We start from the raw sequence: 22,655 nt of genomic DNA, 5'->3' as shown, positions 1-22,655 counted from the left end.
CCATAAGGAGGACGAAAAACGGGGCGGTTTCCTCCCAGGAAACCGCCCCGTATGGTCCTGCCCCCATCCGAAGGATGAGACGTCGGTCCGCTCAATCGTTCAACAACTGCCAGGCCAGGCGGGCAGCCGCCCGCGCGCCGTGGCCGTCCACGTCAAACCGCGGGTTGAACTCCGCCATGTCCGCCAGGCGCAGCTTGCCGCTGGCCTTGACCCGCAGCACGATTTCCTCGATCACCGCCAGCGGCACCCCATAGGGCGCCGGCGCCGACACCCCGGGCATGACCGCCGCGGGCAGCACGTCCAGGTCTATGGTCAGGTAGACGTGCCGGGCCCGGGCCAGCAAGGCGTCGACGTTGGCCAGGCGCGCGGCCAGATGGCGCTCCTGCATGTCGCGGTCCTCGACCCAGACCGCGCCGACTTCGGCGGCGCGCGCGTACAGCGCCGGCGTATTGGCCAGCCGCGATACGCCCAGGCAGGCGTATTGCAGGGCCCGGCCGCGTTCCTCGCAATAGCGCGAGATCTGGTCGAAGGGCGTGCCGGAACTGCCGGGCCGCCCGGTACGCAGGTCGAAGTGCGCGTCCAGGTTCAGCACCAGCACGGGTTCCGTGTCGCCGCGGGCGTCCAGCCAGCGCGCCAGGCCCTGGAAGCTGCCCCAGGCGATCTCATGGCCGCCGCCCAGCACCAGCGGGCGTGCGCCCTGCTCCATCAGTTCCGCCACGCGCAGGCCGAGTTGCTCCTGTGCGTCCTCCAGCCGGTCGCCCTCGCAGGCCACGTCGCCCGCGTCCAGCAAGCGCGTGAGGCCGTGGGCCGGCAGGCCCGCCAGGAACTTGCGGATGGCCGACGGGCCTTCGGCCGCGCCGATGCGGCCCTGGTTGCGGGCCACGCCGGCGTCGCAGGCAAAGCCCAGCAGCACCGCCTCGCCCTTGCGGGCTTGGCCACTGGCCGCTTCGACGATATGCGCCAGGCGGCGCGTGTCGCCCTGTTCGGCGCTGTCGTCGCGGGCCTTCCAGAGACTTGGGTCGAATTGCGCCACGCTCATGCCGCCCCCTGCCCCGCGTTCAGCACCGCCTGCAGGAACTCGCGGGTGCGCGGCTCCCGCGGCTGCGTGAAGATCACGTCGGGCGAACCGGATTCCAGGATCACGCCGCCGTCCATCACCGCCACCACGTCGGCCACGTCACGGGCGAAGCCCATTTCGTGCGTGACCACCATCATGGTCATGCCTTCCTTGGCCAGCAGCTTCATGACCTGCAGCACTTCGCCCACCAGCTCCGGATCCAGCGCCGAGGTCGGCTCGTCGAACAGCATGACCTTGGGCTGCATGGCCAGCGCGCGGGCGATGGCCACGCGCTGCTTCTGCCCGCCGGACAGGCTGGCCGGCATAGCCGACATCTTCTGGCCCAGGCCGACCTTGTCCAGCAGGTCCGCCGCCAGCGCATGCGCTTCTTCGCGGCCCATGCCGCGCAGCTTGCGCGGACCGACCGTCACGTTGTCCAGCACCGACAGGTGCGGGAACAGGTTGAAGCCCTGGAACACCATGCCCACCTGCATGCGCAGCTGGTTCAGCTCGGCCTCGGGCAACAGCTCGCCGTGGTCCAGCAGGGTCTGGCCGCAGATGTCGATGGTGCCGGTCTGCGCCACTTCCAGGCCGTTGCAGCAGCGCAGCAAGGTGCTCTTGCCCGAGCCGCTGGGCCCGATCACCACCACCACCTGGGACGGCAGCACGTCGAAGTCGATGCCGCGCAAGACCTCGTGGTCGCCGTAGGACTTGCGCAGGCCGCGGATGCGGATCATTTCTTGCGGATCCGCGGCCCGGGTCGTAGCGGAGTTCATTGCGGAGTTCATTGCACCATCCCTCCCGCGCGCAGGCGGTGTTCAACCTTGCGCAGCACCAGCATGGTGGCCGTGGTCAGGATCAGATAAATCAGCGCCACCACCAGATAGGTTTCCAGCGAGCGATAGGACACGCTGATGATCTTCTGGCCTTCATGCATCAGGTCATGGATCGTCAAGAGCGACACCAGGGCCGAGTTCTTGATCAGCGCGATGAATTCATTGCCCAGCGGCGGGATCATGCGCACCACGGCCTGCGGCAGCACGATGATGCGCATGGCCTGGCCGGACGACATGCCCAGCGAGCGCGCCGCTTCGGTCTGGCCGCGGTCCACCGACTGGATCGCGCCGCGCACGATTTCGGACACGTAGGCGCCCGAGTACATGCCCAGGCCCAGCACGCCGCAGGCGAACGCCGGCAGGGTGATGCCGAAATGCGGCAGGCCGAAGAACCAGATGAACAGCTGCACCAGCAAGGGCGTGCCGCGGAACAGCAGCAAATAAACGCTGCACAGGTTGTAGATGACGTAGCGCTTGGGGTTCAGGCGTCCCACGCCCACCAGCAGGCCGATGACGCAGGCCAGCAGCAAGGCGCCCGCGGTCACCTCGACGGTGACCACGGCGCCATTGATCAGCGCGCCGAAGTCGGCAAAGACGGGAGAAAAATCCAGGTTCATTTCGCGGGGGCCTCGAACCACTTGTTGACGATGGCCTGGTAGCTGCCGTCGGCCTTGAGCTTCTGCAGCGCGGCGTTCAGCTCACGGGTCAGCTCCGGCTTGTTCTTGGGCACGGCGATGCCGTAGTCCTCGGTGGTGATCTGGTCGTTCAGCACCGTCAGGTCCGGCGTGCTCTGGGCGAACAGCTTGGCGGCAGGCTTGCCGGTCACGGCGGCTTCGGCGCGTCCGATCTGCACCAGGTTGAACATCTCCTGGTTCTTCTCGACTTCCACGCGCTGCACCGCCGGGTAGTGTTCCTTCAGGTAGTTGACCGACTTGGTGCCCACCTGCACCGACACCTTGCGGCCGTCCAAGTCCTTCAGGGTCTTGACCGGGCCGTCCTTCTTGGTCATCACGACCAGGCCGCCCGCGTAGTACGGATCGGTGAAGTCCACCACCTTGGCGCGTTCGGGCGTGATGTAGATGGCGGACACGGCAATGTCGGCGCGGCCGGCCTGCAGCGCGGGAATCAGGCCCTTGAAGTCGATGTCGATCCATTCGACCTTCTTGCCCATGGCGCCGGCCAGGGCTTCCACCAGTTCGATGTCGAAGCCGGTGCGCTTGCCGTCCTTGACGAACTCCATCGGCGGGAAGGTCGCGTCGGTGACGGCGCGGATGGTGTCCTGGGCAAACGCCGGGGCGGCGCTCCAGGCGAGGCCCAGCGTCAGGGCGGCGGTCAGCAGTGTGCGGCGAGTGGTCATGGTGGGTCCTCTATGGAATATGGATACGGCAGTCGGGTGTCTACGGGTACGGCGTGGAATGGAAGAATGCGGTCTTAATGAGCTTGCAGCTTCGCCGAGATGCGCCGGGCCGCGGCCACGGTCATTTCGGTCAATGCCTCGGGCCGCTGGGCGGCCCGGGTCGACGGCGCCATCAGCGTGATCGAGGCCACGGCCTGGTTGGCGCGTTGAAAAATGGGGACGCTGACGCCCCAGACGCCGGCATCGACTTCGCTGTCGGTGACGGCATAGCCCTGGGTGCGGATGGCTTCCAGTTCGTGGCCCAGCCGGCCGGCGTCCACGTCGGCCTCGGCCGCCAGATACGCCAACGCGGCCTGCTGTCGGGCAAGCGGCATGAAAGCCAGCAGCGACTTGGCCGAGGCGCCGCGCGCCAGCGGCAGGCCGCGCCCCTTGGTGAAGGAACAGCGCAGCGGATGCTGGCTCTCGATCATGTCCAGGCACACGGCCTGATCCTTGACCGCCACCAGCAAGCCTATGGTTTCGCCAGAAGCGGCGGCCAGCGCGGCCATGTCGGGCTGCGCTTCATGGATCAGGAACGAGGATTGGTCAAAGCCCCAGGCCAACTGCACGCACAGCGGGCCGGGACCGTACTCGCCATCGTGCTCGGCGACGAAGCCCCAGCGCTTGAGCAGCGCCACCTGGCGGTAGAGGGTGCTTTGCGCCAGGCCGGTCTGTTCGGCCAGCGCGGCGATGCTGAGGGGGCCGTCGTGCCTGGCCAGGGTGGCCAGCACATACAGCACGCGATCCGCGCCTGCCCCCACTGATAGATCCGCTTTCAACATTTGGCTCCAAGCTAACGGAGCGCAGATTATCAATTTATGGCTCTTACCCTGCTTTTTATTCCCGAATACTGAGAATGAATAGGGAAAACCCCAGAGCCCAGACGCAAAAAAGGCGCCCGAAGGCGCCAAAGCATCCGCCGCGCCCCGGCGGCGCACGGCGGCGCAAGCCGCGGCCAGAGGCCGGTCAGGGCTGGTGCGCGGTCGACCCCAGGATGCGCTCGGCGCAACGCGCCCAGTACAGCAGCCGCGCGTCCTCCTTCACGAAGCCGACCATCTGGAAGCCCAGCGGCAGGCCATTGGGGCCGCGCGCCACCGGCAAGGTGATGGACGGGTTGTGCAGCAGCGACCAGATGCGGATGAAGGCGGAGCTGCCGGTGGAGCTGGCCGGCGGCGCCTCGCCCAGCGTGGACGGCATGGCCACTGCGTCGACTTCGCGCGCAACGTCGTAGAACGCCCGGCGGCATGCGTCGGCGGCATCCAGCGCCCCCGCGTACTCGGCCGCGGACAGGCCCTCGCCCATCGTCAGGTACGCGATCAGCCCGGGATCGCACAGCGCCGCATGATCGCGCTTGATGGCGGCGTACTCGCGCGCCAGGTCGTAGGCCATGATCACGTCCTGCGCCTCGCCCATGGTGTCGAAGGCTGCGGGCATGGCCAGTTCCGTGACCTTGACGCCTGCGGCCGACAAGGCGCGCAGATTGGCCTCGAAGCTTTCGCGCATGCAGGGCTCGGTGTCGGCCCAGTCCTTCGGCCGCCAAACGCCCAGGCGGAAATCGCTGCGCAATGTGGAGGCCGGATCGAACCGGGGATCGCCGGTAAACGCCCGCATGAACAAGGCCGCGTCGTCGACCGAACGCGAGATCGGTCCGATCACGTCCAGCACCCGCGAATAGCGCCGGATCGCCACGTAGGGAATGGCGTCCAGCGTGGGCTTGAAGCCCACCGCGCCGCAGAACGCCGAGGGCCGCAGAATCGAACCCGCCGTCTGCGTGCCGATGGACAGCGGCGCCATGAAATCGGCAACGGCCGCCGCCGAACCGGCCGAGGACGCGGCCGGTGTGCGGGTCAGGTCATGCGGATTACGCGCAGGCCCCGGCAGCATGATGGCGTGGCGCGACACGGTGTTCTTGCCCAGCACGTTGAACCCCAGCTCATGCGCCTGCGTCACCACGGGCGCGTCGGCCTCGGGCTGGCGGCCGGGGAAGATCTCGGGGTCGCCCAATTCGGTGGGCATGGCCGCCGTGTCGATGGTGTCCTTGATGCCCAGCGGCACGCCGTCCAGCGCGCGCCGCCGGCCGTGGCGGTCCCATTCACGGGCGCGGGCCAGCGCGCCCTCGGCGTCCACCCGGACCCAGGCCTTGACGCCGCCGTTGCGCTCTTCGATGCGGTCCAGGCAGGCGCGCGCCCAGGCTTCGCAGGTCAGCGTGCCCTGCTCCAGCGCGGCCAGGCCCTGGGTGGCGGTCAAGGCGGCGATGGCGTCGGGCGCCGGGCGGCGCGCAACGGACGCCGGGGAAACCATGGTTTCGGAAGTGGGCAAGATACGGCTCCTGCAAAGGGATATGGAAATATGGATTTGCCATCCGCGACGGCGGCTGCCGGCGGGATGGCTCTGGCGGTTTCAAGCGGGGATGCTGCCGCCGGGCGGACGGTCCGCGCCCGCGTGGCCGCCCCGTCCTATGTACAGGTCGCTCATATGCTGGTTGGCCAGCAGCGCCTGCCCCGTGTCGGTCAGCACGATGCGGCCGGAATCCAGGATGTAGCCGCGATCGCTGAACGCCAGCGCCTGGCGCGCGCGCTGCTCCACCATCAGCACGCCCACGCCGATCTGCGGCAACCGCCGCACTTCGGCGAACACCTGCTCGGTCAGCGCCGGCGACAAGGCGGCGGACGGTTCGTCCAGCACCATCAGGCGCGGCGAGGACATCAGCGCCCGGGCGAAGGCCAGTTGCTGGCGTTCGCCGCCGGACAGGTTCTCGGCGTGGGTCTTGCGCCGCCCGGCCAGCGCCGGGAACAGCTCGAACATGTCGCGAATGCGCTTTTCACGCGCCTGCACGTGTTCCACCACCTGCAGGTTCTCCAGCACGGTCAGCGCGCCGAACACATTGCGCACCTGCGGCACATAGGAGATACCGATGCGCACGCGCTCCTCGACCGGCAGCGTGAGCAGGTCGCGGCCGTCAAAGGCCATGGTGCCGGCGATGCGCGGCAACAGGCCCATCACCGCCTTGACCAGCGTGGACTTGCCTGCGCCGTTGGTGCCGGCGATGGTAACGATCTCGCGCGGCGCCACGTGCATGTCGATGCCGGACACGATATCGACCTCGCCGTAGCCGCCGGACAGGCCTTGCATGACGAGCTGGCTCATATCACTCCCCCCATGTACGCCTCGCGCACCTGTTCATTGGCCAGGACGCTGTCGGGCGTGCCTTCGGCGATGACGCGGCCGCGGTCCATGACGTACATGCGCGGCACGATGCGCGACAGCTCTTCCAGGTTGTGTTCGATGATGGCGACGGTCAGGCCGCGCTGGTTGAGTTCCACGATGCGCGCCGACAGCTCCTCGATCAGCACCGGGTTGACGCCGGCGAACGGCTCGTCCAGCAGGATGCAGCGCGGCTCCAGCATCAAGAGCCGTCCCAGCTCCAGCAGCTTCTTCTGGCCGCCCGACAGTTTCCCGGCGGGCTCGTCCGCGACCCGCGACAGGTTCAGGAAGGCCAGCAGTTCATGCACGCGCTCGGCGTTGCGCGCCTCTTCGCGGGCCACCTCACGGCGGGCGAACACCAGCGCCGCCAGCTTTTCGCCGCGCTGGTCCGGCGCCGCCGCCATCATGTTGTCGAAGACCGTCAGCTGGCTGAACTCGCGCGGCACCTGGAAGGTGCGGGCCAGGCCCCGGCGCACGCGCTGGTGCACGGCCACACCCGTGATGTCCTCGTCCGCGAAGCGCACGGACCCGGAACTGGGCGGAATGTAGCCCGTGACCACCGAGAACAGCGTGCTCTTGCCCGCGCCGTTGGTGCCTATCACCCCCACCATTTCACCCTTGCGCACTTCCAGCGACACGTCGTCCAGCGCCTTGAAGCCGCCGAAGCTGGCGCTCAGCCCTTTGATGCAAAGCAGCGTCATGCCTTTCTCCTGCGGGTAGCGGCAGCATTGCCGAAAATGCCCTGGGGCCGGTAAAGCACCACGCAGATGAGCGCCAGGCCGATGACGCCGATGCGCACGCTGGCCATCTGCACCTCCGAGATGCCGCCGACGAAGTCCCGCACGAAGCGCGAACCTTCCAGGAATCCGACCAGCAGCACCGTGCCGGCCACCACGCCGCTCAAGCGCCCCACTCCGCCCAGGATGATGGCGATCCAGATGTAGAAGGTGATCAGCGGCACGAACTGCTCGGGGCTGATGAAGGTCAGGTAGTGCGCCTGGAAGGCGCCCGCCAGGCCGGCCAGGCCCGCGCCCAGCATCAGCGAACGGGTCTTGAAGCGGGCCGGGTCCTTGCCCAGCGCCCGCACCGCGACTTCGTTGTCCCGCACCGCCTCGATCACGCGGCCAAACGGGCTGCGTATCACCAGATGGATGAGGAACAACGCGCCGGCGTTGACCGCCAGAAGCAGCAGCATGATCCACAGGTCCACCGTCTGCGGCGAGGCCCAGCCCGCGAACAGCCGCGGGATGCCTGGCAGGCCGTGCATCCCGCGCGTCAGCCATTCCTCGGTCTGCAGCATCATGCGCACCGACTCGGAGAAGCCCAGCGTCACGATGGCAAGGTAGTCGCTGCCCAGCCGCAAGGCGATCATGCCCAGCGGCCACGCGGCCAACGCCGCGAAGGCCGCGGCCGCCGCCATGGAGATGGGGATGGGCACGCCCTTGAGCGACAGCAGGGCCGAGGTATAGGCGCCGATGGCGAAGAAGCCGACGTGGCCGAAGTTGATCAGTCCGGTGAACCCGTAATGCAGCGACAGACCGAAGGCCAGCAGCATGTAGATCAGGATCCCGATGGCGATAGCAATCAGATAGGCTTCCATGATTTCACCTCGCCGCCATCGGACGGCCGAAGATGCCCTGGGGACGCAGCAGCAGCACGCACAGCAGCACCGCGAAGGCGAACACGATCTTGTAGGCAGGTCCCACCACGAGGCTGGCGATTTCCTGCGCAATGCTGAACACCATGATCCCGACGATGGCGCCCACCGGATTGCCGATGCCGCCCAGGATCACGGCCGCGAACATGGGCATCAACAGTTCCCAGCCCAGTTCGGGGATCACCACTGCCTTGATGCCCAGCAGCACGCCGCCCAGCCCGCAATAGGCGCCCGCGATGCTCCACAGCGTGATCATCACGCGCCGTCCGCGTATGCCGCTGGCCGCGGCCAGCTCCGGGTTGTCGGCCACCGCCCGCATGCGCCGCCCAGTGGGCGTCATGTGCATCAGCGCGAACACCAGCGCCAGCGCCGCCACCGCCGTGCCGACGATGTAGAGATCGGTAGGCAAAATGCGCACGCCGCCGAAATTCCAGGCGCGCGTAAGCGGCAGGTCGAAGGTGTACTGGTCCTGCCCGGCGAAGAAAGTGATCGTGCTGCGCAGCGCGAACGCCACGCCGATGGACGCGATCAGGCGCGACACGTTGGAGCGCGACTCCAGCGGCCGGAACACCCAGGCATAGAAGAACAGGCTGACCAGGGTGGTGCCGGCGACGGCGGCCAGGCCGCCCGCCAGCATCGAGCCGCCGGCCAGCGCCTGCGTGAAGACGGCGGCGTAGGCGCCCAACGTCATGTAGTCGCCGCTGGCGGCATTGGGAAAGCGGGCGATGCCGAACACCAGCGTGATCGCCAGTGCCGGCAAGGCCAGCAGCATCCCGATCACAACGCCGTTGATCCCGGCGTTGATGACGGTGATTGCATCCATACTTGTGTTCCCCTAGTGTTTTTATCGTCAGACTTTGCCGGCGATGACTTCATTGAGCACCAGCTTGCCGTCGCGGATGTCGAAGACGCCAAAGTCCGGCACGGTCTCGCCCTGCTTGCCGAAGTCCAGGCGCGAGGACGCGCCGTCGTAGTCCACCGGCTTGCCTGCGCGCAGCAACGCCTGGCCTTGCGCAAAGCCGCTGACCTTTTCACCGCCGCCCTGCGCGGTCACGGCGCGGATCTTGCCGTTGATGGCGGCCACGTCCGCGGTGGCCCCTGCCGCCTCGATCGCCAGCGCCAGCGTGATCACCATGTCGTAGGACTGCGAAGCAAAGATGTCCGGCTCGCGCTTGGTGCGCTTGCGGAATTCGGCGGCGAAGGTCTTGTACGCCTGGTGCTCGTGGGCCGCGACGTTGGAGATCGAGATGATGCCCTCGGTGGCTTCCTTGCCCAGCGCCTTCACCAGGTCTTCGTTGGCGGTCCAGCCGGGCATGATGAACTTGCAGTCCTGGCCGGTCTGGAACCACTCCTTCAGGATGATGGTGGCGTCGGGCCGGTAGGCGCTCAGCGAGATCACGTCGGGCTTGGACGCCAGCACCTTGGTCAGCTCGGTGCGGTAGGTGGTCTGGTTGGGTTCGTAGATGGTGAAGGCGCTGACCTTGCCGCCCTTCTCCTGCCAGGCATCACGAAAGTAGTTGGCCTGCCCCACGAAGGTGGAGTTATTGAAAGCCATGACCGCCGGCCGCTTGAAGCCGCGCTGGCGCGCCACTTCCGCAAAGGCGCGGCCGAACACGGCGTTGGACGCCTGGAACATCCAGGCCAGCCCCTGCTTGTTCTCGGTCAGCATTTCCGGCGCGCCGCAGGTGTTCATGGTGATGAGGCCCGCGGCATTGGTGATGGGCATGGCGGCCAGGCCCACCGACGACGGCCAGATGCCGACCACCGCCTCGACCTTGTTGATCTCGATCAGCTTCTTCACGGCCAGCACGGCGGCGTCGGGCTTGGTCTGGTCGTCTTCGGCGTAGAGCTGGATCTTGCGGCCGGCGGCGCCGCCGGCGGCGTTGACCTCGTCGATGGCGATCTTGATGGCTTCCAGCATGGCCGGCCCGTAGGGGCCGCCGACGCCGGTGATGGAATTGAGCGCCCCCAGGCGGAACGGCTGGGCCGACTGCGCCCGGACCAGGGAGGGCGCGGCGGCGCAGGCGGCCAGCGCGGCGCTGGCCGCGATAAAGCCGCGGCGGGAGAGATGGATGGGCTGTGTCATGAAGGTTCCTTGCGGCGTGAACATCTTTGTTCAACTTCGAATAGCCGCCGGCGTCAGCAACGCCGGCGTCCCCTTGTAGCTTGGATGCGACTTCGATACTGCCTGCTGCGGTTTGCCTGCTACGCGATGACTCCTCGGGCGCGCATGCCTGCAATTCTGTCTTCCGCCACGCCAAAGCGGCGCAGCACCTCGTCGGTGTGCTGGCCCATCAGCGGCGCCGCCGTGCGCAAGGCTCCTGGCGTTTTGGAAAACTTGGTCGGAATGCCGATGGTCTTCATCTTGCCCAGCGCGGGATGGTCCAGTTCCTGCACCATGCCGCGCGCCAGGTAATGCGGGTCCTGCATGGCCTGGCCGAAATCGTTGATCGGACCGCAGGGCACGGACGCCCGTTCGCAGCGCTCGATCCATTCGGCCGCGTCGGCGCGCGCAAACTCCGCTTCCAATATGGGTTCCAGCTCGGCAATGTGGGTCAGCCGGTCGGAGTTGGTGATGAAGCGCGGATCGGTGATCAGTTCAGGCCGTTCCAGCACATCCGCGCACAGGCGTTCCCAGGTGCGCTGGTTGGCCGCGCCTATCATGATGTAGCCCTGGCGCGTGTTGAACGCCTGATATGGCGCCGACACGCGGTGCCGGCTGCCGGTGCCTTCCGGCACCGTGCCGTCGGCAAAATAGGCGGCGGCTTCCCAGACGAACCAGGGCAGTCCGCACTCGGCCAGCGCGATGTCGATGTGCTGGCCCTCGCCCGTCTTCATCTGGTGGATGCAGGCGGCCAGGATGGCGTAGACCGCGGTCAGGCCCGCCCCCACGTCATAGATGGCGATGCCCGACTTCAGGGGCCGCCCGCCGGGTTCGCCCGTCATGCTCATGATGCCGCTCATGCCCTGGGCCACCAGGTCGAAGCCGCCCTTGCCCGCGTAGGGTCCGGAATGGCCGTAGCCGGAGATGGAGCAATACACCAGGCGCGGATTGATGCGCGACAGCGTTTCGTAGTCCACGCCCAGCGACTTGGTCACGCCCACGCGGTAGTTCTCCACCACCACGTCGGCCCAGCGCGCCAGCTCGTACAGCACCTCGCGGGCCTCGGGGTCCTTCAGGTTCAGCGCCACGCCCTGCTTGTTGCGGTTGATCTGGGCGAAACAGGTGGATTCGCCGTTCACATAGGGGCCCATTTCACGGGAGTCGTCGCCGGCGCCGGTCTTCTCGACCTTGATGACCTCGGCGCCCAGGTCGGCCAGCACCATGGTGCAATACGGCCCGGCCATGATCTGCGAAAGATCCAGGATCTTGATGCCGGCAAGGGGGGATGCAGCTTGAGTCATATGCGGTCCGTCTTGGGTCGGTGGCCGGATCAGCGGCCGATGAATTCGGGAATGCGCTTGGCGGCGAAGGCCTCGCGGCCGCGCCGGTAGTCCTCGGTGCCGAAGCATTCGTAGGCTTCGCTGCGTTCGTCCGGAGTCAATGTGCGTCCTTCGCGCAGCTGGCTCACGAAGCGCTTGTGCCAGCGGTTGACCAGCGGCGCCGCCGCGGCGATGCGGCGGGCGGTCGCGTAGGTCTGTTCCGCCACGCGTTCGTCATCCACCACGCGGGTCAGCAGCCCCTTGGACATGGCTTCTTCGGCGCCGAAGATGTTTCCTTCCAGCAGGATTTCCAGCACGCGCGCAGCGCCCACCACGCGGATCAGGTCGGTCAGTTCCTGGTGGTCCACGGTCAGCCCGATGCGATTCACCGGGATGCCGTAGCGGCTGTTGCGCCCGCCGATGCGGATGTCGCACAGGGCGGCCAGCTCCAGCCCGCCGCCCACGCACACGCCTTCGATGCAGGCCACGGTCGGATGGCGCAGGTGCTTGAGCGTGTCGGTCATGGACAGGGTGAAGAGCGCGTATTCGGCCGCTTGCGCGGCGCCGTCGCGGTCTTCCTCGAAGCCGCCGATGTCGCTGCCGGCACAGAAGGCCCCGCCCGCGCCGCGCAGCACCACGCAGCGCACGTCGTCGTCGGCGTCGAGTTCGCGCATGACCCGGCCGAATTCCCGGTACATGTCCAGCGTGAACGCGTTGCGCTTTTCCGGGCGGTTCATCAGCACGGTGGCCACGCCGTCGGCGTCGCGGCTCAGGTCTATGCTCATGCCGCGCCCTCCAGGCGCAGTTCGGTGCCCTTGAGCACCACCCTGCCGTCCAGTTCCAGCGTGGCGTCGGTGACGATGGTGTCGTAGTGCGCCGCCGCCTTGACGGTGCCGCCGATGTAGGCGCTGGTGCCCAGCGCCAGCTGGATCGAGCCGTAGACCGATTCGTCGGACAGCATGGTGCCGTCCAGCTGGCAGCGCGGGTTCATGCCTACGCCCAGCTCGCCCAGGTTGTAGACCAGCGGATCGTTGAAGCTGGCCAGCAGATCGCGGAACTGGCGCGCCACCGCGCCGCCCTCGATCGCCACCGCCATGCCCTTTTCCATATGGATGCGCACGGGTTCGTCGCGGATCAGCGAGACGCCGGGGATGCTGGCGTTGACCACGATCACGCCTTCGGCCGTGCCTTCCACGGGCGCCAGGCTGGACTCCAGGCAATAGCCCGCCGAAATGTCGGTGGTGTTGGCAAAGCCGTGCAGCGCGCGGCCGCGGCGGCCGGCGATGCTCATGGTCACGTCGGTGCCGAGTTCGCTGGTGACGCGGGCGGTGTCGGCGCGGGTCAGCGCGTCGGCCAGCCCCTGGATCTGCGGGCGCAACGCATCGAAATCGCAGTCCCAGCCTTCGGCCAGAAAGAAATCGGGCAGGTGTGATTCGGGCAGCACGATCACGCCGACCCCGGCGCGCGTGGCCTGCTGGCGCGCATCGGTGTGCGCGGCATTGGCGCGGGTCAGCGCGATGACCAGGTCGGCCGCCTGCATGGCCTGGGCCACCACCGGCGACAACTGCCGGCCGTGGCGCGCGGAGCCGGCGATCTGCAGCAGATGCAGGCCGGCGCCCGCCTCGTCCACCGCAATGGCCAGGGGCTCCACGTTATGGTGGGTATGCAGGTCATACAGCACCAGCACTTCCATGCCCGGCTTGGCCGCGCCCAGCTGGCTGACCACCTTGCGCGCGTTCTTCAGTTTCAACAATGTATGCATGGCGCGCTCCTCAAGCCGCTTGCGACGCGCGGGCGTCGGCGATGCGCTGGGCGTCGGCCACCGCGCGTCCGAGGATGTCCAGGCCGCGGGCCAGTTCCTCGTCGGTAATGGAAAGCGGCGCCAGGAAGCGGATCACGTTGCCGTAAAAGCCCGCCTTCACCAGCACCAGCCCGCCCTGGTAGGCGGCCTGCACGATGTGGGCCGCCAGATCGCCAGCGGGACTGTCGTCGCCCGCGCCGCGCACGACTTCGAACGCCACCATGGCGCCCAGGCCACGCACGTCGCCGACGATGCCGTACTGGCCGGCCCAGTCCGCAAAGCGTGTGCGCACCCGGCCGCCCAGGTCGCTGGCTCGCGCCGCGTAGTCTTCGCGCCGCATGACGGCAATGGTGGCGAGCGCCGCGGCGCACGCCAGCGGGTTGCCGCCATAGGTGCCGCCCAGGCCTCCCACGGCGGGCGCGTCCATCAGGTCGGCGCGCCCCACCAGCGCCGCTATCGGCAGCCCGCCGCCCATGGACTTGGCCAGGGTGTAAAGGTCGGCCTCGATGCCGGCATGCTGGGTGGCGAACCATTCACCGGTGCGGCAGAAACCAGACTGGATCTCGTCGGCGATCAGCACGATGCCGTGTTGGGTGCAGTAGGCGCGCAGCGCCTGCAGGAAGGCGGGCGGCGCGGCATGGAAGCCGCCCTCGCCCTGCACCGGCTCGATGATCACCGCGGCGACCTGCTCCGGCGTGACCTCGGTTTCGACCAGGCGGCGGAATTCGTTGAAGGCGGCCTCGGCGCATTCGGCTTCGGTCAGCCCCGAGCGGTAGCGCACCGGGAACGGCGCGCGATAGACCTCGGATGCGAAGGGACCGAAGCCGGTCTTGTAGGCGGGCGCCTTGGCGGTCAGGGACAGCGCCATGTAGGTGCGGCCATGGAACGCGTTCTCGAAGGCCACCACCGCCTGCCGGCCGGTGGCGCGGCGCGCCACCTTGATGGCGTTTTCCACGGCCTCGGCGCCGGTGGTCTGCAACATGGCCTTCTTGGGCCAGGATCCGGGCACCAGGTCGACCAGCGCCTCGGCCAGCTCGATGTACTCCGGATACATGACGATGTTGAAGCAGGTGTGCAGGTAGCGCGCCGCCTGCGCCTGGACGGCGGCCACCACCTCGGGGTGCGCATGTCCCACGTTCAGGGTGCCGATGCCGCCAGCGAAATCGATGTAGGCGTGTCCGTCCAGATCGGTCAGCGTGGCGCCGCGGGCAGCGGCCGCGAACACCGGCGGCCCGTTGGCCACGCCCAGCGCGACGGCGGCATTGCGCCGGGCCAGATATGCCTGGCACTGCGGGCCGGGAAGTTGAGGGGACTGCGCGGCGTCTTTCATTGCCCAGGGCTCCTTGGATGAGTGGGTACGGCGACGAAGTGAAGCCACTATATTCTTGTGCGTTTTATTGTGTCAATGCTGATTTACAACTACGCATTCTAAATTGTGCACAATCTTGCGTTCAAATTGTGATATGCTTTGCCCCACTCAACCCAGGTGCCTACATGCCCACTAAACGCGCGACTGCCTCTGCTGACGCCGCCGCCCCCGAAACACGCAAGGCGGCCTCCACCCACGAAGTCATACTGGATATGCGGGAACGCATTGCGTCGCAGGCCTTGCTGCCCGGCACCCGCGTGCCGGAAGAAGACCTGGCGCAGGCCTATGACATCCCGCGCGCCAAGGCGCGCGAAGTGCTGGCGACGCTGGAAGACCGCGCGCTGGTGGAACGGGTGCCCAACAAGGGCGCCGTGGTGGCCCTGGTCGACATGGAAACCACTTATCGCCTGTATCAGGTGCGCGAAGCCCTGGACGGACTGGCGGTGCGGCTGGCCATGGCCAACGCCACGCCCGCCGACTGGGAAGCGATGCAGGCCCTGCTGGGCGAGCCCTTCGAACAAAGCCTGAAAAGCGGCGACATCGAGGCGCACGTGGCCACGATCGAGCAGTTCCGCAACCACATCAAGGAACTGGCGCGCAATCCGGTGCTGAGCGACATGATCGAGCGCATCTACGACCGCACCCGCGTGTCGATGCGCCGCGTGGCCCTGCTGCCGGGCCGCTCAGAGATGGGGATCAAGCAATACCGCGCCCTGCTGGACGCCATGGTGCGCGGCGACGGCGACGAGGCCGAGCGCTGCGTGCGCGAATTGAACGGCAGCGCCCGCGACTACATCGAGCGCTACAAGAACTACGTGATCTGAATCGGGCCGGCCCCTTGCGGGCCGGCCTTGGGCAAGCCCGCGCCTCAGGGCGCGGCGGGCTCGTCGTAGTTATTGAGCTTCACGCCCGAAACGCCCTGGACCGCGGAAGACGCGGCCGGGGCTTTCTTTTCTGCGGCGGGAGCCTGCGCGGCTGCCGCGCCCTGCACCGCACTGGTCGGCGTGTCCGCTGCCGCGCCCGTCGTCGTCCCCGCCGCCTCGGCGCCTTCTTCGGCCGGCCGCGCCGCCCGCAGCTTGCGGCGGGTTTCTTCTTGTTGCGCGATCAGCTTGTCCAGTTCCGCCGCCACTGCCGTGGACTTGCCCGTCCTGGCCCAATCGGCCGGGGTCTGGCCCTTGGTATCGCGCGACCCCACGTCCGCCCCCGCCTTGAGCAGCAGGTCCACCATGGGCTTGCGGCCCGACAGCGCCGCCATCATCAGCGGCGTTTCGCCATTGGGCGCGGGCGCGTTGACCATGGCCTTGTGCGCCAGCAGCAGGCGCGCCATTTCCAGCTGGCCCTTCGAGGCCGCGTAATGCAGCGGCGTCCAGCCCAGGCGGTTGACCTGGGCGCCGCGCGCGATCAGCTTCTTGGCGCGTTCGGTCTGGCCGGCGATGGCCAGGTACATCAGCGGCGTCTCGCCCGCCGGGTTCTCGGCGTTGACGTCGGTGCGCTTGTCGGCGGCGATTACGTCGAACACCTTCCAGGCGCCGTCCACCACCGCGCGCATCAGCGCGGGCTGGCCATTCTTGTAGCGCACGTTGGGATCTTCGCCGCGCGCCAGCAGTTCCTTGATGTCGTCCGGGTAGTCATTGGCGACGTAGACCCACCAATCGCCGGGATTGGCGGCCTGCGCCGCAGCGGGAACCGCCATGCCCACGGCCAGCGCCAGCAGCGCTCCACGGCAACACGACAAGAAGGCGTTCTGGACGGAAGCGTTGCGGGCAGCCATGGATTTCCTATAAATCACTTTAAATAAATTAGATTAGGTTATTTCTTTATCTTATTGAAAAGACGGAAGAAATTTTCGGTTGATGCACGCGCCACTTCGGCCACGGGTATGCCCCTGAGATCCGCGATCTTCTCCGCCACGTGGATCACCTTGGACGGATCGTTCAGCTTGCCGCGGTACGGCACCGGCGCCAGATACGGCGAATCGGTTTCGATCAGCAAGCGGTCCAGCGGCACCTTGGCGGCCACTTCATGCACGATCTGCGCATTCTTGAAGGTCACGATGCCGGACAGGGAAATATAGAAGTTCTGGTCCAGCGCAGCCTGTGCCACTTCCCAATTTTCGGTAAAGCAATGCATCACGCCGCCGACCTCGGCCGCGCGCTCTTCCCGCAGCATGCGCACGGTGTCCTCGGCGGACGAGCGCGTGTGCACGATCAGGGGCAGGCCCGTGTCGCGGGCGGCGCGGATGTGGCGGCGAAAACGCTCGCGCTGCCAGTCCAGCGGTTCGGACAGGCGGTAGTAGTCCAGCCCGGTCTCGCCGATGGCCACCACCTTGGGATGCTCGGACAGGCGCGCCAGCTCTTCGGGCGTGGGGTCCGGAGTGTCTTCGTAATCGGGATGCACGCCGACCGAGGCCCACAGATTGGCCTGCGGTTCGACCAGCGACATCAGGCCCGGCCATTCCGGCATGTTGACGCTGACGACCAGCGCGTGGGTGACCTGGTTGGCGGCCATCCGGTCAAGAATGGCCGGCAGGTCGGCCGCCAGTTCCGGGAAGTTCAAATGGCAGTGGGAATCGACGTACATGATGAGTCTGGATACAAGTGCCGCGGCGCTGCGCCCTTTGCCGGACGAAGCGCCGCCGGATCAAAGGCTTACGCCAGGCAGGATAGCACCACGCGCTGCAGGGTCGCGTGGGCGAAGAGCTTGGCGTTCAAAGGATGGGTGGCCAGCGCGCGCTGGCGCGTCAGCCAGCGCGCGGCCTCGGCGACCTTGGCCGGATTCATGCGCGCGGCAACCTGCGCGACCGCGCTGCCCAGGGCCGGGAAGTAGCGCGACGGCGCCCCCGCGCTGGCCAGCATCAGGTCGGTGTACAGGCGCTGCAAGGCGTCGATCCACTCAGTGGCCGCCACCTTTTCCAGGGCCTCGGCCAGCGTGCCCACGTCGGGCGACTGGCCCTTGGACAGCGGCCCGACCAGCTGGGTCAGCCAGGGCGGACAAGCGGCCTCGTTAGACTGGGCAAGCCTCAACGCCGCCAGCGGCGCACCGCCGGCGGCCGCCAGCCATTCGCGGGCCGGTTCCACGTTTTGCTCGCGCAGCCATTGCAGCGCGGTGTCCGGGTCGGGCGCCGGCAGCGGCAGGCGGCGACAGCGCGACACCAGCGTGGGCAAAAGGCGGTCCGGCGCGTCCGCGACCAGCAGGAACACCGTGTGCGGCGGCGGTTCTTCCAGCACCTTGAGCAAGGCGTTGGACGACACCACGTTCAGCGCATGGGCCGGGTACAGCAGCGCCACGCGCCAGCCGCCGCGGTGCGTGGCGGTGTTGAACCAGGGCTCCAGGGAGCGGATCTGGTCTATGCGTATTTCCTTGGACGGCGCGCGCTTGGCTGCGCCCGTGGCAGGTTCGGCGTCCTCAGAGGGCTCGGCGGCGTCCGCCCCCTCTTCCACCGCCACGGCTTCGGGCCGGATGCGGCGCAAGTCGGGATGATTGCCGCTGGCGAACCAGGCACAGGCGGCGCAACGGCCGCAGGCCAGGCCGTTGTCCGGGGTTTCGCACAGCAGGCTGGCCGCCGCGGCGACCGCAAAGTCCAGCTTGCCGATGCCGGCCAGCCCATGGATCAGCCAGGCGTGGGCGAAGCGGTCGCGGTTGCCCAGCCAGTTGCGCGCCGTCTCGGCCTGCCAGGGCAGGAACTGCGGCGCGTTGGAAGCCGTGGCGTCCTCATCTTTGGCGGCGCGGGTCGCGTTCATGCCGCCTGCCCCAGCAATTCACGCAGTCCCGCCTCCAGGCCGGTGCGGATCTGGGCAATGGATTGGGTGGAATCGACGATGCGGATGCGCTTCGGATCAGCCTCGGCGCGGGCGTGGTAGGCCTCGCGGGTGCGTTCGAAAAAGGCCGCGCCCTCGCGCTCGAAGCGGTCCGGCTCGCGCGCGTCGGCCAACCGGGCGCGCGCCACTTCCAGCGGCACGTCGAAGAGCCAGGTGCGGTCGGGCTGGCCCGCCTGCATCCAGGCTTCCAGCGCGGCCACGCGCGCCGCGCCCAGGCCGCGCCCGCCGCCCTGGTAGGCATAGGTGGCATCGGTGTAGCGGTCGCAGACCACCCAGGCGCCGCGCGCCAGCGCGGGTTCGATGACCTGGTTCAGATGTTCGCAGCGTGCGGCGAACATCAGGAGCGTCTCGGTGTCCAGCCCCATGGGGTCGGTCAGCAGCAAGGCGCGCAACTTCTCGCCCAAGGGCGTGCCGCCGGGTTCGCGGGTGGACACCACGTCCAGCCCCTGCGCGCGCAGGAAATCGGCGATCCAGACGGTGTGCGTGCTCTTGCCCGCGCCGTCCACGCCTTCCAGCGTGATAAAGCGTCCGCGCGTGGTCATTGGTCTTGTCCTTGTACTTGTGCCTGTCCCTGATCCGGCTCGGGCGCGGCTGCGGGCGTGCCGTTGGCCTGGTTGCCAGTCGCTGCGCCGCGGCTCGAAGCCGGGCCGGGCGCGGCATTCTGGCTTTGGCCCTGGCCCAGGATATAGCGGGAAACGTTGCGGTTGTGCTCGTTCAGGTTGACCGAGAACTCGCTGGTGCCGTTGCCGCGGGAAACGAAAAAGAGGAACTTGTGCTGCTCCGGCTGCACCGCGGCCAACAGCGCCGCGCGGCCAGGCGCCGCGATCGGCGTGGGCGGCAGGCCCGGACGCGTATAGGTGTTCCAGGGCGTGTCGGTCTGCAGGTCGCGCTTGCGGATGCGCCCCTGGTAGGCGTCGCCCATGCCGTAGATCACGGTGGGATCGGTCTGCAGCAGCATGCCGATCTTGAGCCGGTTGGTGAATACGCCGGCCACGCGGCGGCGGTCCGGGCCGTGGCCGGTTTCCTTTTCAACGATCGATGCGAGCACCAGGGCCTCGTAGGGCGTGGTCACCGGCAGGTCCGGCTGGCGCTTGGCCCAGGTGTCCTGCAGGATGCGCTGGCCTTCCTGGTAGGCGCGGCGCAGCAGGTCGTAATCGGTGCTGCCGGGCGTGAAGATATAGGTGTCCGGGAAGAACAGCCCTTCCGGCTGCTTGATTTCCGAGCCCAGGCGTTCCATCAGTTCTTCATCGGTGGTTTCGCCCAGCGTCTGCTTGACGTCGGGATTCGCGCGCAGCGCCTGGCGGATCTGGCGGTAGGTCCAGCCCTCCAGGAAGGTGATCTGCCGCTGCGTCATGTCGCCGCGCGCCAGGCGTTCCAGCAACTTCCAGGGCGAGTCGCCGTTGATGGCCTGGTAGCCGCCCGCCTTCATCTGCTTGTCGAGCTCGGACAAGCGCGCCATCCAGATGAAGCCAGGCTCCCAGACCGGCACGCCGGCATCGTTGAGCACCCGCGCCACCGTGCGCGGGCTGCTGCCCGGATCCACCACGAAATCTATCCTGTCGGCCCTCAGCTGCATGGGCTTGTGCGCCCAATACCAGGCGCCGCCCACGGCTGCGGCGGCAGCCAGTGCGATCAACAGGAAAAACCACAGGACGAAAAAAAAGAGTCGCTTCTTCATAAGTGTCGGAAGTTTAATTGATCGCGCGGACCTGTTGCGGCTAAAGAGGGGCGGAACGTAGCGCGCGGCCCTGCGCGCCGCGGGGCCATGGCCCAGCCCGGAGGGGAACACGGCTATCATCAGCACTTTGATGACGCGATAACACCGCCTCCATGCACGCTTTCCATTCTTCGATTCCCGTCCGCGCGGAAGGTTGCGCGCAAATTGCGCCGCTGGACGACTTCCTGGTCTTTTCCGCATCCGGCGCGGACGCCCTCGGCTTCCTGCACGGCCAGCTCACGCAGGACGTCACCGGCCTGCCCCGGGACGCCGCCCGCCTGGCGGGCTACTGCACCGCCAAGGGCCGCCTGCTGGCCACCCTGGTGATGTGGCGCGCCGCCCCCGGCGCGGACGACGCGCCCCAGCTCTATGGCCTGGTGCGCCAGGATCTGGCGCAGGCGCTGCTCAAGCGCCTGTCGATGTTCGTGCTGCGCGCCAAGGCCAAGCTCGCCGCCACGCCGCTGCATGTGGCGGGCGTGACGGCTTCGGCCACGGACGTGGCCGCGCTGGAAGCCGCCGCCGGCGCGCTGCCGCGCGAACCCTGGCAGCGCGCCGATCTGCCGTCCGGCACCTGGATCGCCGCGCCGTCCGCCGACGCGCGCCTGCGCTGGTGGTGGATCGCGTCCGACGAACAACTGGAACAGTCCGCCGCGCTGGCAGGCGCGCTGGGCCTGGCGCCGGCCGCGCAATGGCACGCCGCCGACCTGGCCGCAGGCATTCCGTGGATCACCGCGGCCACGCAGGACGTCTTCATCCCGCAAACGGTCAACCTGGACCTGATCCAGGGCGTCAGTTTCACCAAAGGCTGTTATCCGGGCCAGGAAGTGGTGGCGCGCAGCCACTACCGCGGCACGGTCAAGCGGCGCATGGCATACGGCACCATTGCCGACGCCGCAATCCAAGGCCAGGCGCTGGCCGGCATGGATGTCTATGACGCCAGCCAGCCCGGCGAACCCACCGGACGGATCGTGGACGCGGCCGCCGCGCAAGGCGCCGTTTCGGTGCTGTTCGAAACCACGCTGGCGGCGCTGCCGGAAGGCGACCTGCGGCTGGGCGCCGCGGACGGTCCGCGCATTGCGGCCGCTGCGCTGCCCTACTCCATCACGCCGTAAACCAAAGGCCGCCGCGCCTGAGCCGGCGCGGTTGCGCCGGGCCGGACGCTCCCAAGCCGGCCCTTACACCGCCACGCCGAACAGCGCGCCCACCCCCGCCGTCACCGCCATCGCCAGGCCGCCCAGGATCGTCACCCGCAACGCGGCCGGCCCCTTGGGCGCGCCGCCTGCGCCCGCAGCCAGAGCGCCCAGGCCGGCCAGACAGGCGACCGATGCGCCGATGACCCACACAATCAATTGCGGCAAAGGCGCTGTCGCCGCCACGGCCAGCGGCAAGGCTGCGCCGCCCGCAAACGAGGCCGCGGACGCCACCGCGGCCTGCACCGGACGGGCGCGGTTATGGATGGAGATACCCAGCTCGTCGCGGGCATGCGCGTCCAGCGCATCGTGGCTGGTCAATTGCCGCGCCACCTGCTCGGCCAGGTCGCGGGTCAGGCCGCGCGCCACGTAGATGTCGATCAGTTCGGCCAGTTCCTCGCCGGAATTGCGCTTGAGCGAGCGCTGCTCCATGCGCAGGTCGGCGGCCTCGGTATCGGCCTGCGACCGCACCGACACGTATTCGCCCGCCGCCATCGACAGCGCCCCCGCCACCAGTCCGGCCACGCCCGAGGTCAGGATGGCGTCATGCGTGACCTGGGCCGCCGCCACGCCGGTAATAAGGCTGGCGGTGGACACGATCCCGTCGTTGGCGCCCAGGACGGCCGCGCGCAGCCAGTTGCTGCGGAAAATCCGATGATGTTCTTTTGAAGGCATTGCCAGAAACCCATGCGCCGCGCGATGAACGCGTGGCGGGTCCGGCTTGCGCAGGACCCGCCACGCGCGGGATTCAGCGCGGCGTCACGCGCACCGCGGTAAGCAAGCCTATCACGCAAAGCGTGGCTTGCTCGCCGTCGTACGCATGCACCTCGACCTGGCAGACGGACAGGCGCTTGCCCGGCTTGACCACGCGGCCGCTGGCCACGTAGCGGCTACCCTTGGCGGGCGCCAGGAAGTTCATCTTGAACTCCGAGGTCAGCACGTCCTCGCCAGGCCCAAACAGCGTGTAGGCGGCATAGCCGCCGGCGCTGTCGGCGATGGTCGTGGAAATGCCGGCGTGCAGAAAGCCGTTCTGCTGGCACAGGTCGGCTCGGTAAGGCAGCACGATGTCCACCCTGCCCGGCTCGACCACGTCCAGTTGCGCACCCAGCAATGTCATGATGCTTTGCCGGGCGAAGCTCTCCTGGACCCTAGCGGCCGGGTCCAGCGGCGCTTGCGATGACGCCATG

24 protein-coding genes are annotated in these 22,655 nt (G+C 68.0%); 2 read left to right on the top strand and 22 right to left on the bottom strand.

The genetic code is table 11. From position 1 onward, the window contains the following. Window positions 1–91 precede the first annotated feature (91 nt). The 15 genes from hutG to gabT all read right to left on the bottom strand — a co-directional run bounded on the left by hutG (window position 92) and on the right by gabT (window position 14,704). Complete coding sequence (gene hutG, locus IB258_RS01460) at window positions 92–1,039, bottom strand: formimidoylglutamase (protein WP_054456765.1); 948 nt, start codon at window positions 1,037–1,039, stop codon at window positions 92–94. Continuing rightward, on the bottom strand, window positions 1,036–1,794 hold the full coding sequence (locus IB258_RS01455; RefSeq protein WP_175162966.1) for an amino acid ABC transporter ATP-binding protein: 759 nt from the start codon (window positions 1,792–1,794) through the stop codon (window positions 1,036–1,038). Before IB258_RS01455 ends, hutG begins: the two co-directional genes overlap by 4 nt. 47 nt (window positions 1,795–1,841) lie before the next feature. Further along, a complete protein-coding gene (locus IB258_RS01450; RefSeq protein WP_013393489.1) occupies window positions 1,842–2,510 on the bottom strand; it encodes an amino acid ABC transporter permease in 669 nt (222 codons plus the stop codon). After that, window positions 2,507–3,250, bottom strand: coding sequence for a transporter substrate-binding domain-containing protein (locus IB258_RS01445; protein WP_119451092.1), 744 nt, complete (start codon window positions 3,248–3,250; stop codon window positions 2,507–2,509). Before IB258_RS01445 ends, IB258_RS01450 begins: the two co-directional genes overlap by 4 nt. A gap of 74 nt (window positions 3,251–3,324) precedes the next feature. Continuing rightward, window positions 3,325–4,071, bottom strand: a complete 747-nt coding sequence (locus IB258_RS01440; protein WP_054456762.1) for an IclR family transcriptional regulator — start codon at window positions 4,069–4,071, stop codon at window positions 3,325–3,327. A gap of 184 nt (window positions 4,072–4,255) precedes the next feature. Further along, complete coding sequence (locus tag IB258_RS01435; protein ID WP_192352018.1) at window positions 4,256–5,608, bottom strand: amidase; 1,353 nt, start codon at window positions 5,606–5,608, stop codon at window positions 4,256–4,258. An 81-nt stretch (window positions 5,609–5,689) separates the two neighbouring features. After that, complete coding sequence (locus IB258_RS01430; RefSeq protein WP_054456760.1) at window positions 5,690–6,436, bottom strand: ABC transporter ATP-binding protein; 747 nt, start codon at window positions 6,434–6,436, stop codon at window positions 5,690–5,692. Beyond that, a complete protein-coding gene (locus IB258_RS01425; RefSeq protein WP_054456759.1) occupies window positions 6,433–7,194 on the bottom strand; it encodes an ABC transporter ATP-binding protein in 762 nt (253 codons plus the stop codon). Before IB258_RS01425 ends, IB258_RS01430 begins: the two co-directional genes overlap by 4 nt. After that, complete coding sequence (locus IB258_RS01420; protein ID WP_088140207.1) at window positions 7,191–8,093, bottom strand: branched-chain amino acid ABC transporter permease; 903 nt, start codon at window positions 8,091–8,093, stop codon at window positions 7,191–7,193. The genes IB258_RS01425 and IB258_RS01420 overlap by 4 nt, the downstream gene beginning before the upstream one ends. A gap of 4 nt (window positions 8,094–8,097) precedes the next feature. Beyond that, window positions 8,098–8,973, bottom strand: coding sequence for a branched-chain amino acid ABC transporter permease (locus IB258_RS01415; RefSeq protein ID WP_054456757.1), 876 nt, complete (start codon window positions 8,971–8,973; stop codon window positions 8,098–8,100). A gap of 27 nt (window positions 8,974–9,000) precedes the next feature. Continuing rightward, complete coding sequence (locus IB258_RS01410; protein WP_225588714.1) at window positions 9,001–10,236, bottom strand: ABC transporter substrate-binding protein; 1,236 nt, start codon at window positions 10,234–10,236, stop codon at window positions 9,001–9,003. A 119-nt stretch (window positions 10,237–10,355) separates the two neighbouring features. Continuing rightward, window positions 10,356–11,555, bottom strand: coding sequence for a CaiB/BaiF CoA-transferase family protein (locus tag IB258_RS01405; RefSeq protein WP_054456755.1), 1,200 nt, complete (start codon window positions 11,553–11,555; stop codon window positions 10,356–10,358). Window positions 11,556–11,584: 29 nt separating this feature from the next. Beyond that, window positions 11,585–12,358, bottom strand: coding sequence for an enoyl-CoA hydratase/isomerase family protein (locus IB258_RS01400; RefSeq protein WP_175180817.1), 774 nt, complete (start codon window positions 12,356–12,358; stop codon window positions 11,585–11,587). Then, window positions 12,355–13,335, bottom strand: a complete 981-nt coding sequence (locus IB258_RS01395; RefSeq protein ID WP_175180816.1) for an aminopeptidase — start codon at window positions 13,333–13,335, stop codon at window positions 12,355–12,357. Before IB258_RS01395 ends, IB258_RS01400 begins: the two co-directional genes overlap by 4 nt. A gap of 10 nt (window positions 13,336–13,345) precedes the next feature. After that, window positions 13,346–14,704 (bottom strand): 4-aminobutyrate--2-oxoglutarate transaminase, encoded by a 1,359-nt coding sequence (gene gabT, locus IB258_RS01390; protein ID WP_192352017.1) that lies wholly within the window; start codon window positions 14,702–14,704, stop codon window positions 13,346–13,348. 164 nt (window positions 14,705–14,868) lie between these two features. On the opposite strand from gabT, the gene IB258_RS01385 reads away from it, so the two are divergent. Then, on the top strand, window positions 14,869–15,567 hold the full coding sequence (locus IB258_RS01385; RefSeq protein ID WP_054456751.1) for a GntR family transcriptional regulator: 699 nt from the start codon (window positions 14,869–14,871) through the stop codon (window positions 15,565–15,567). Between the two features lie 44 nt (window positions 15,568–15,611). On the opposite strand, the gene IB258_RS01380 is transcribed toward IB258_RS01385, so the two are convergent. The 5 genes from IB258_RS01380 to mltG form a co-directional block, all read right to left on the bottom strand. After that, window positions 15,612–16,514: an ankyrin repeat domain-containing protein gene (locus IB258_RS01380; RefSeq protein WP_192352016.1), complete on the bottom strand. Its 903-nt coding sequence runs from the start codon at window positions 16,512–16,514 to the stop codon at window positions 15,612–15,614. A 38-nt stretch (window positions 16,515–16,552) separates the two neighbouring features. Beyond that, window positions 16,553–17,323 (bottom strand): TatD family hydrolase, encoded by a 771-nt coding sequence (locus IB258_RS01375; protein ID WP_054456749.1) that lies wholly within the window; start codon window positions 17,321–17,323, stop codon window positions 16,553–16,555. 68 nt (window positions 17,324–17,391) lie between these two features. Continuing rightward, on the bottom strand, window positions 17,392–18,483 hold the full coding sequence (holB, locus tag IB258_RS01370) for a DNA polymerase III subunit delta' (RefSeq protein ID WP_192352015.1): 1,092 nt from the start codon (window positions 18,481–18,483) through the stop codon (window positions 17,392–17,394). Then, window positions 18,480–19,103 (bottom strand): dTMP kinase, encoded by a 624-nt coding sequence (tmk, locus tag IB258_RS01365; RefSeq protein WP_192352014.1) that lies wholly within the window; start codon window positions 19,101–19,103, stop codon window positions 18,480–18,482. Before tmk ends, holB begins: the two co-directional genes overlap by 4 nt. Then, window positions 19,100–20,239, bottom strand: coding sequence for an endolytic transglycosylase MltG (gene mltG, locus IB258_RS01360; RefSeq protein ID WP_192352013.1), 1,140 nt, complete (start codon window positions 20,237–20,239; stop codon window positions 19,100–19,102). Before mltG ends, tmk begins: the two co-directional genes overlap by 4 nt. Window positions 20,240–20,391: 152 nt before the next feature. Between mltG and IB258_RS01355 the strand changes: the two genes are divergently transcribed. Next, the gene (locus tag IB258_RS01355; protein ID WP_192352012.1) at window positions 20,392–21,390 is read left to right on the top strand and encodes a folate-binding protein YgfZ; all 999 of its coding nucleotides are present in this window, start codon (window positions 20,392–20,394) and stop codon (window positions 21,388–21,390) included. Between the two features lie 63 nt (window positions 21,391–21,453). Here the strand turns inward: IB258_RS01355 and IB258_RS01350 are convergent, their stop codons facing one another. Both IB258_RS01350 and IB258_RS01345 read right to left on the bottom strand, forming a co-directional pair. Then, window positions 21,454–22,143, bottom strand: coding sequence for a VIT family protein (locus tag IB258_RS01350; RefSeq protein WP_054456744.1), 690 nt, complete (start codon window positions 22,141–22,143; stop codon window positions 21,454–21,456). 73 nt (window positions 22,144–22,216) lie between these two features. Beyond that, window positions 22,217–22,654: a PaaI family thioesterase gene (locus IB258_RS01345; protein WP_054456743.1), complete on the bottom strand. Its 438-nt coding sequence runs from the start codon at window positions 22,652–22,654 to the stop codon at window positions 22,217–22,219. Window position 22,655 lies beyond the last annotated feature (1 nt).

Origin of the sequence: Achromobacter sp. ACM02 (genome assembly GCF_014851605.1) — a bacterium.
In the GTDB taxonomy this organism is placed as follows: Bacteria; Pseudomonadota; Gammaproteobacteria; order Burkholderiales; family Burkholderiaceae_B; genus Achromobacter; species Achromobacter aegrifaciens.
The sequence above is the reverse complement of the archived record's forward strand: the minus strand, read 5'-3'. Positions and strand labels throughout refer to the sequence as shown.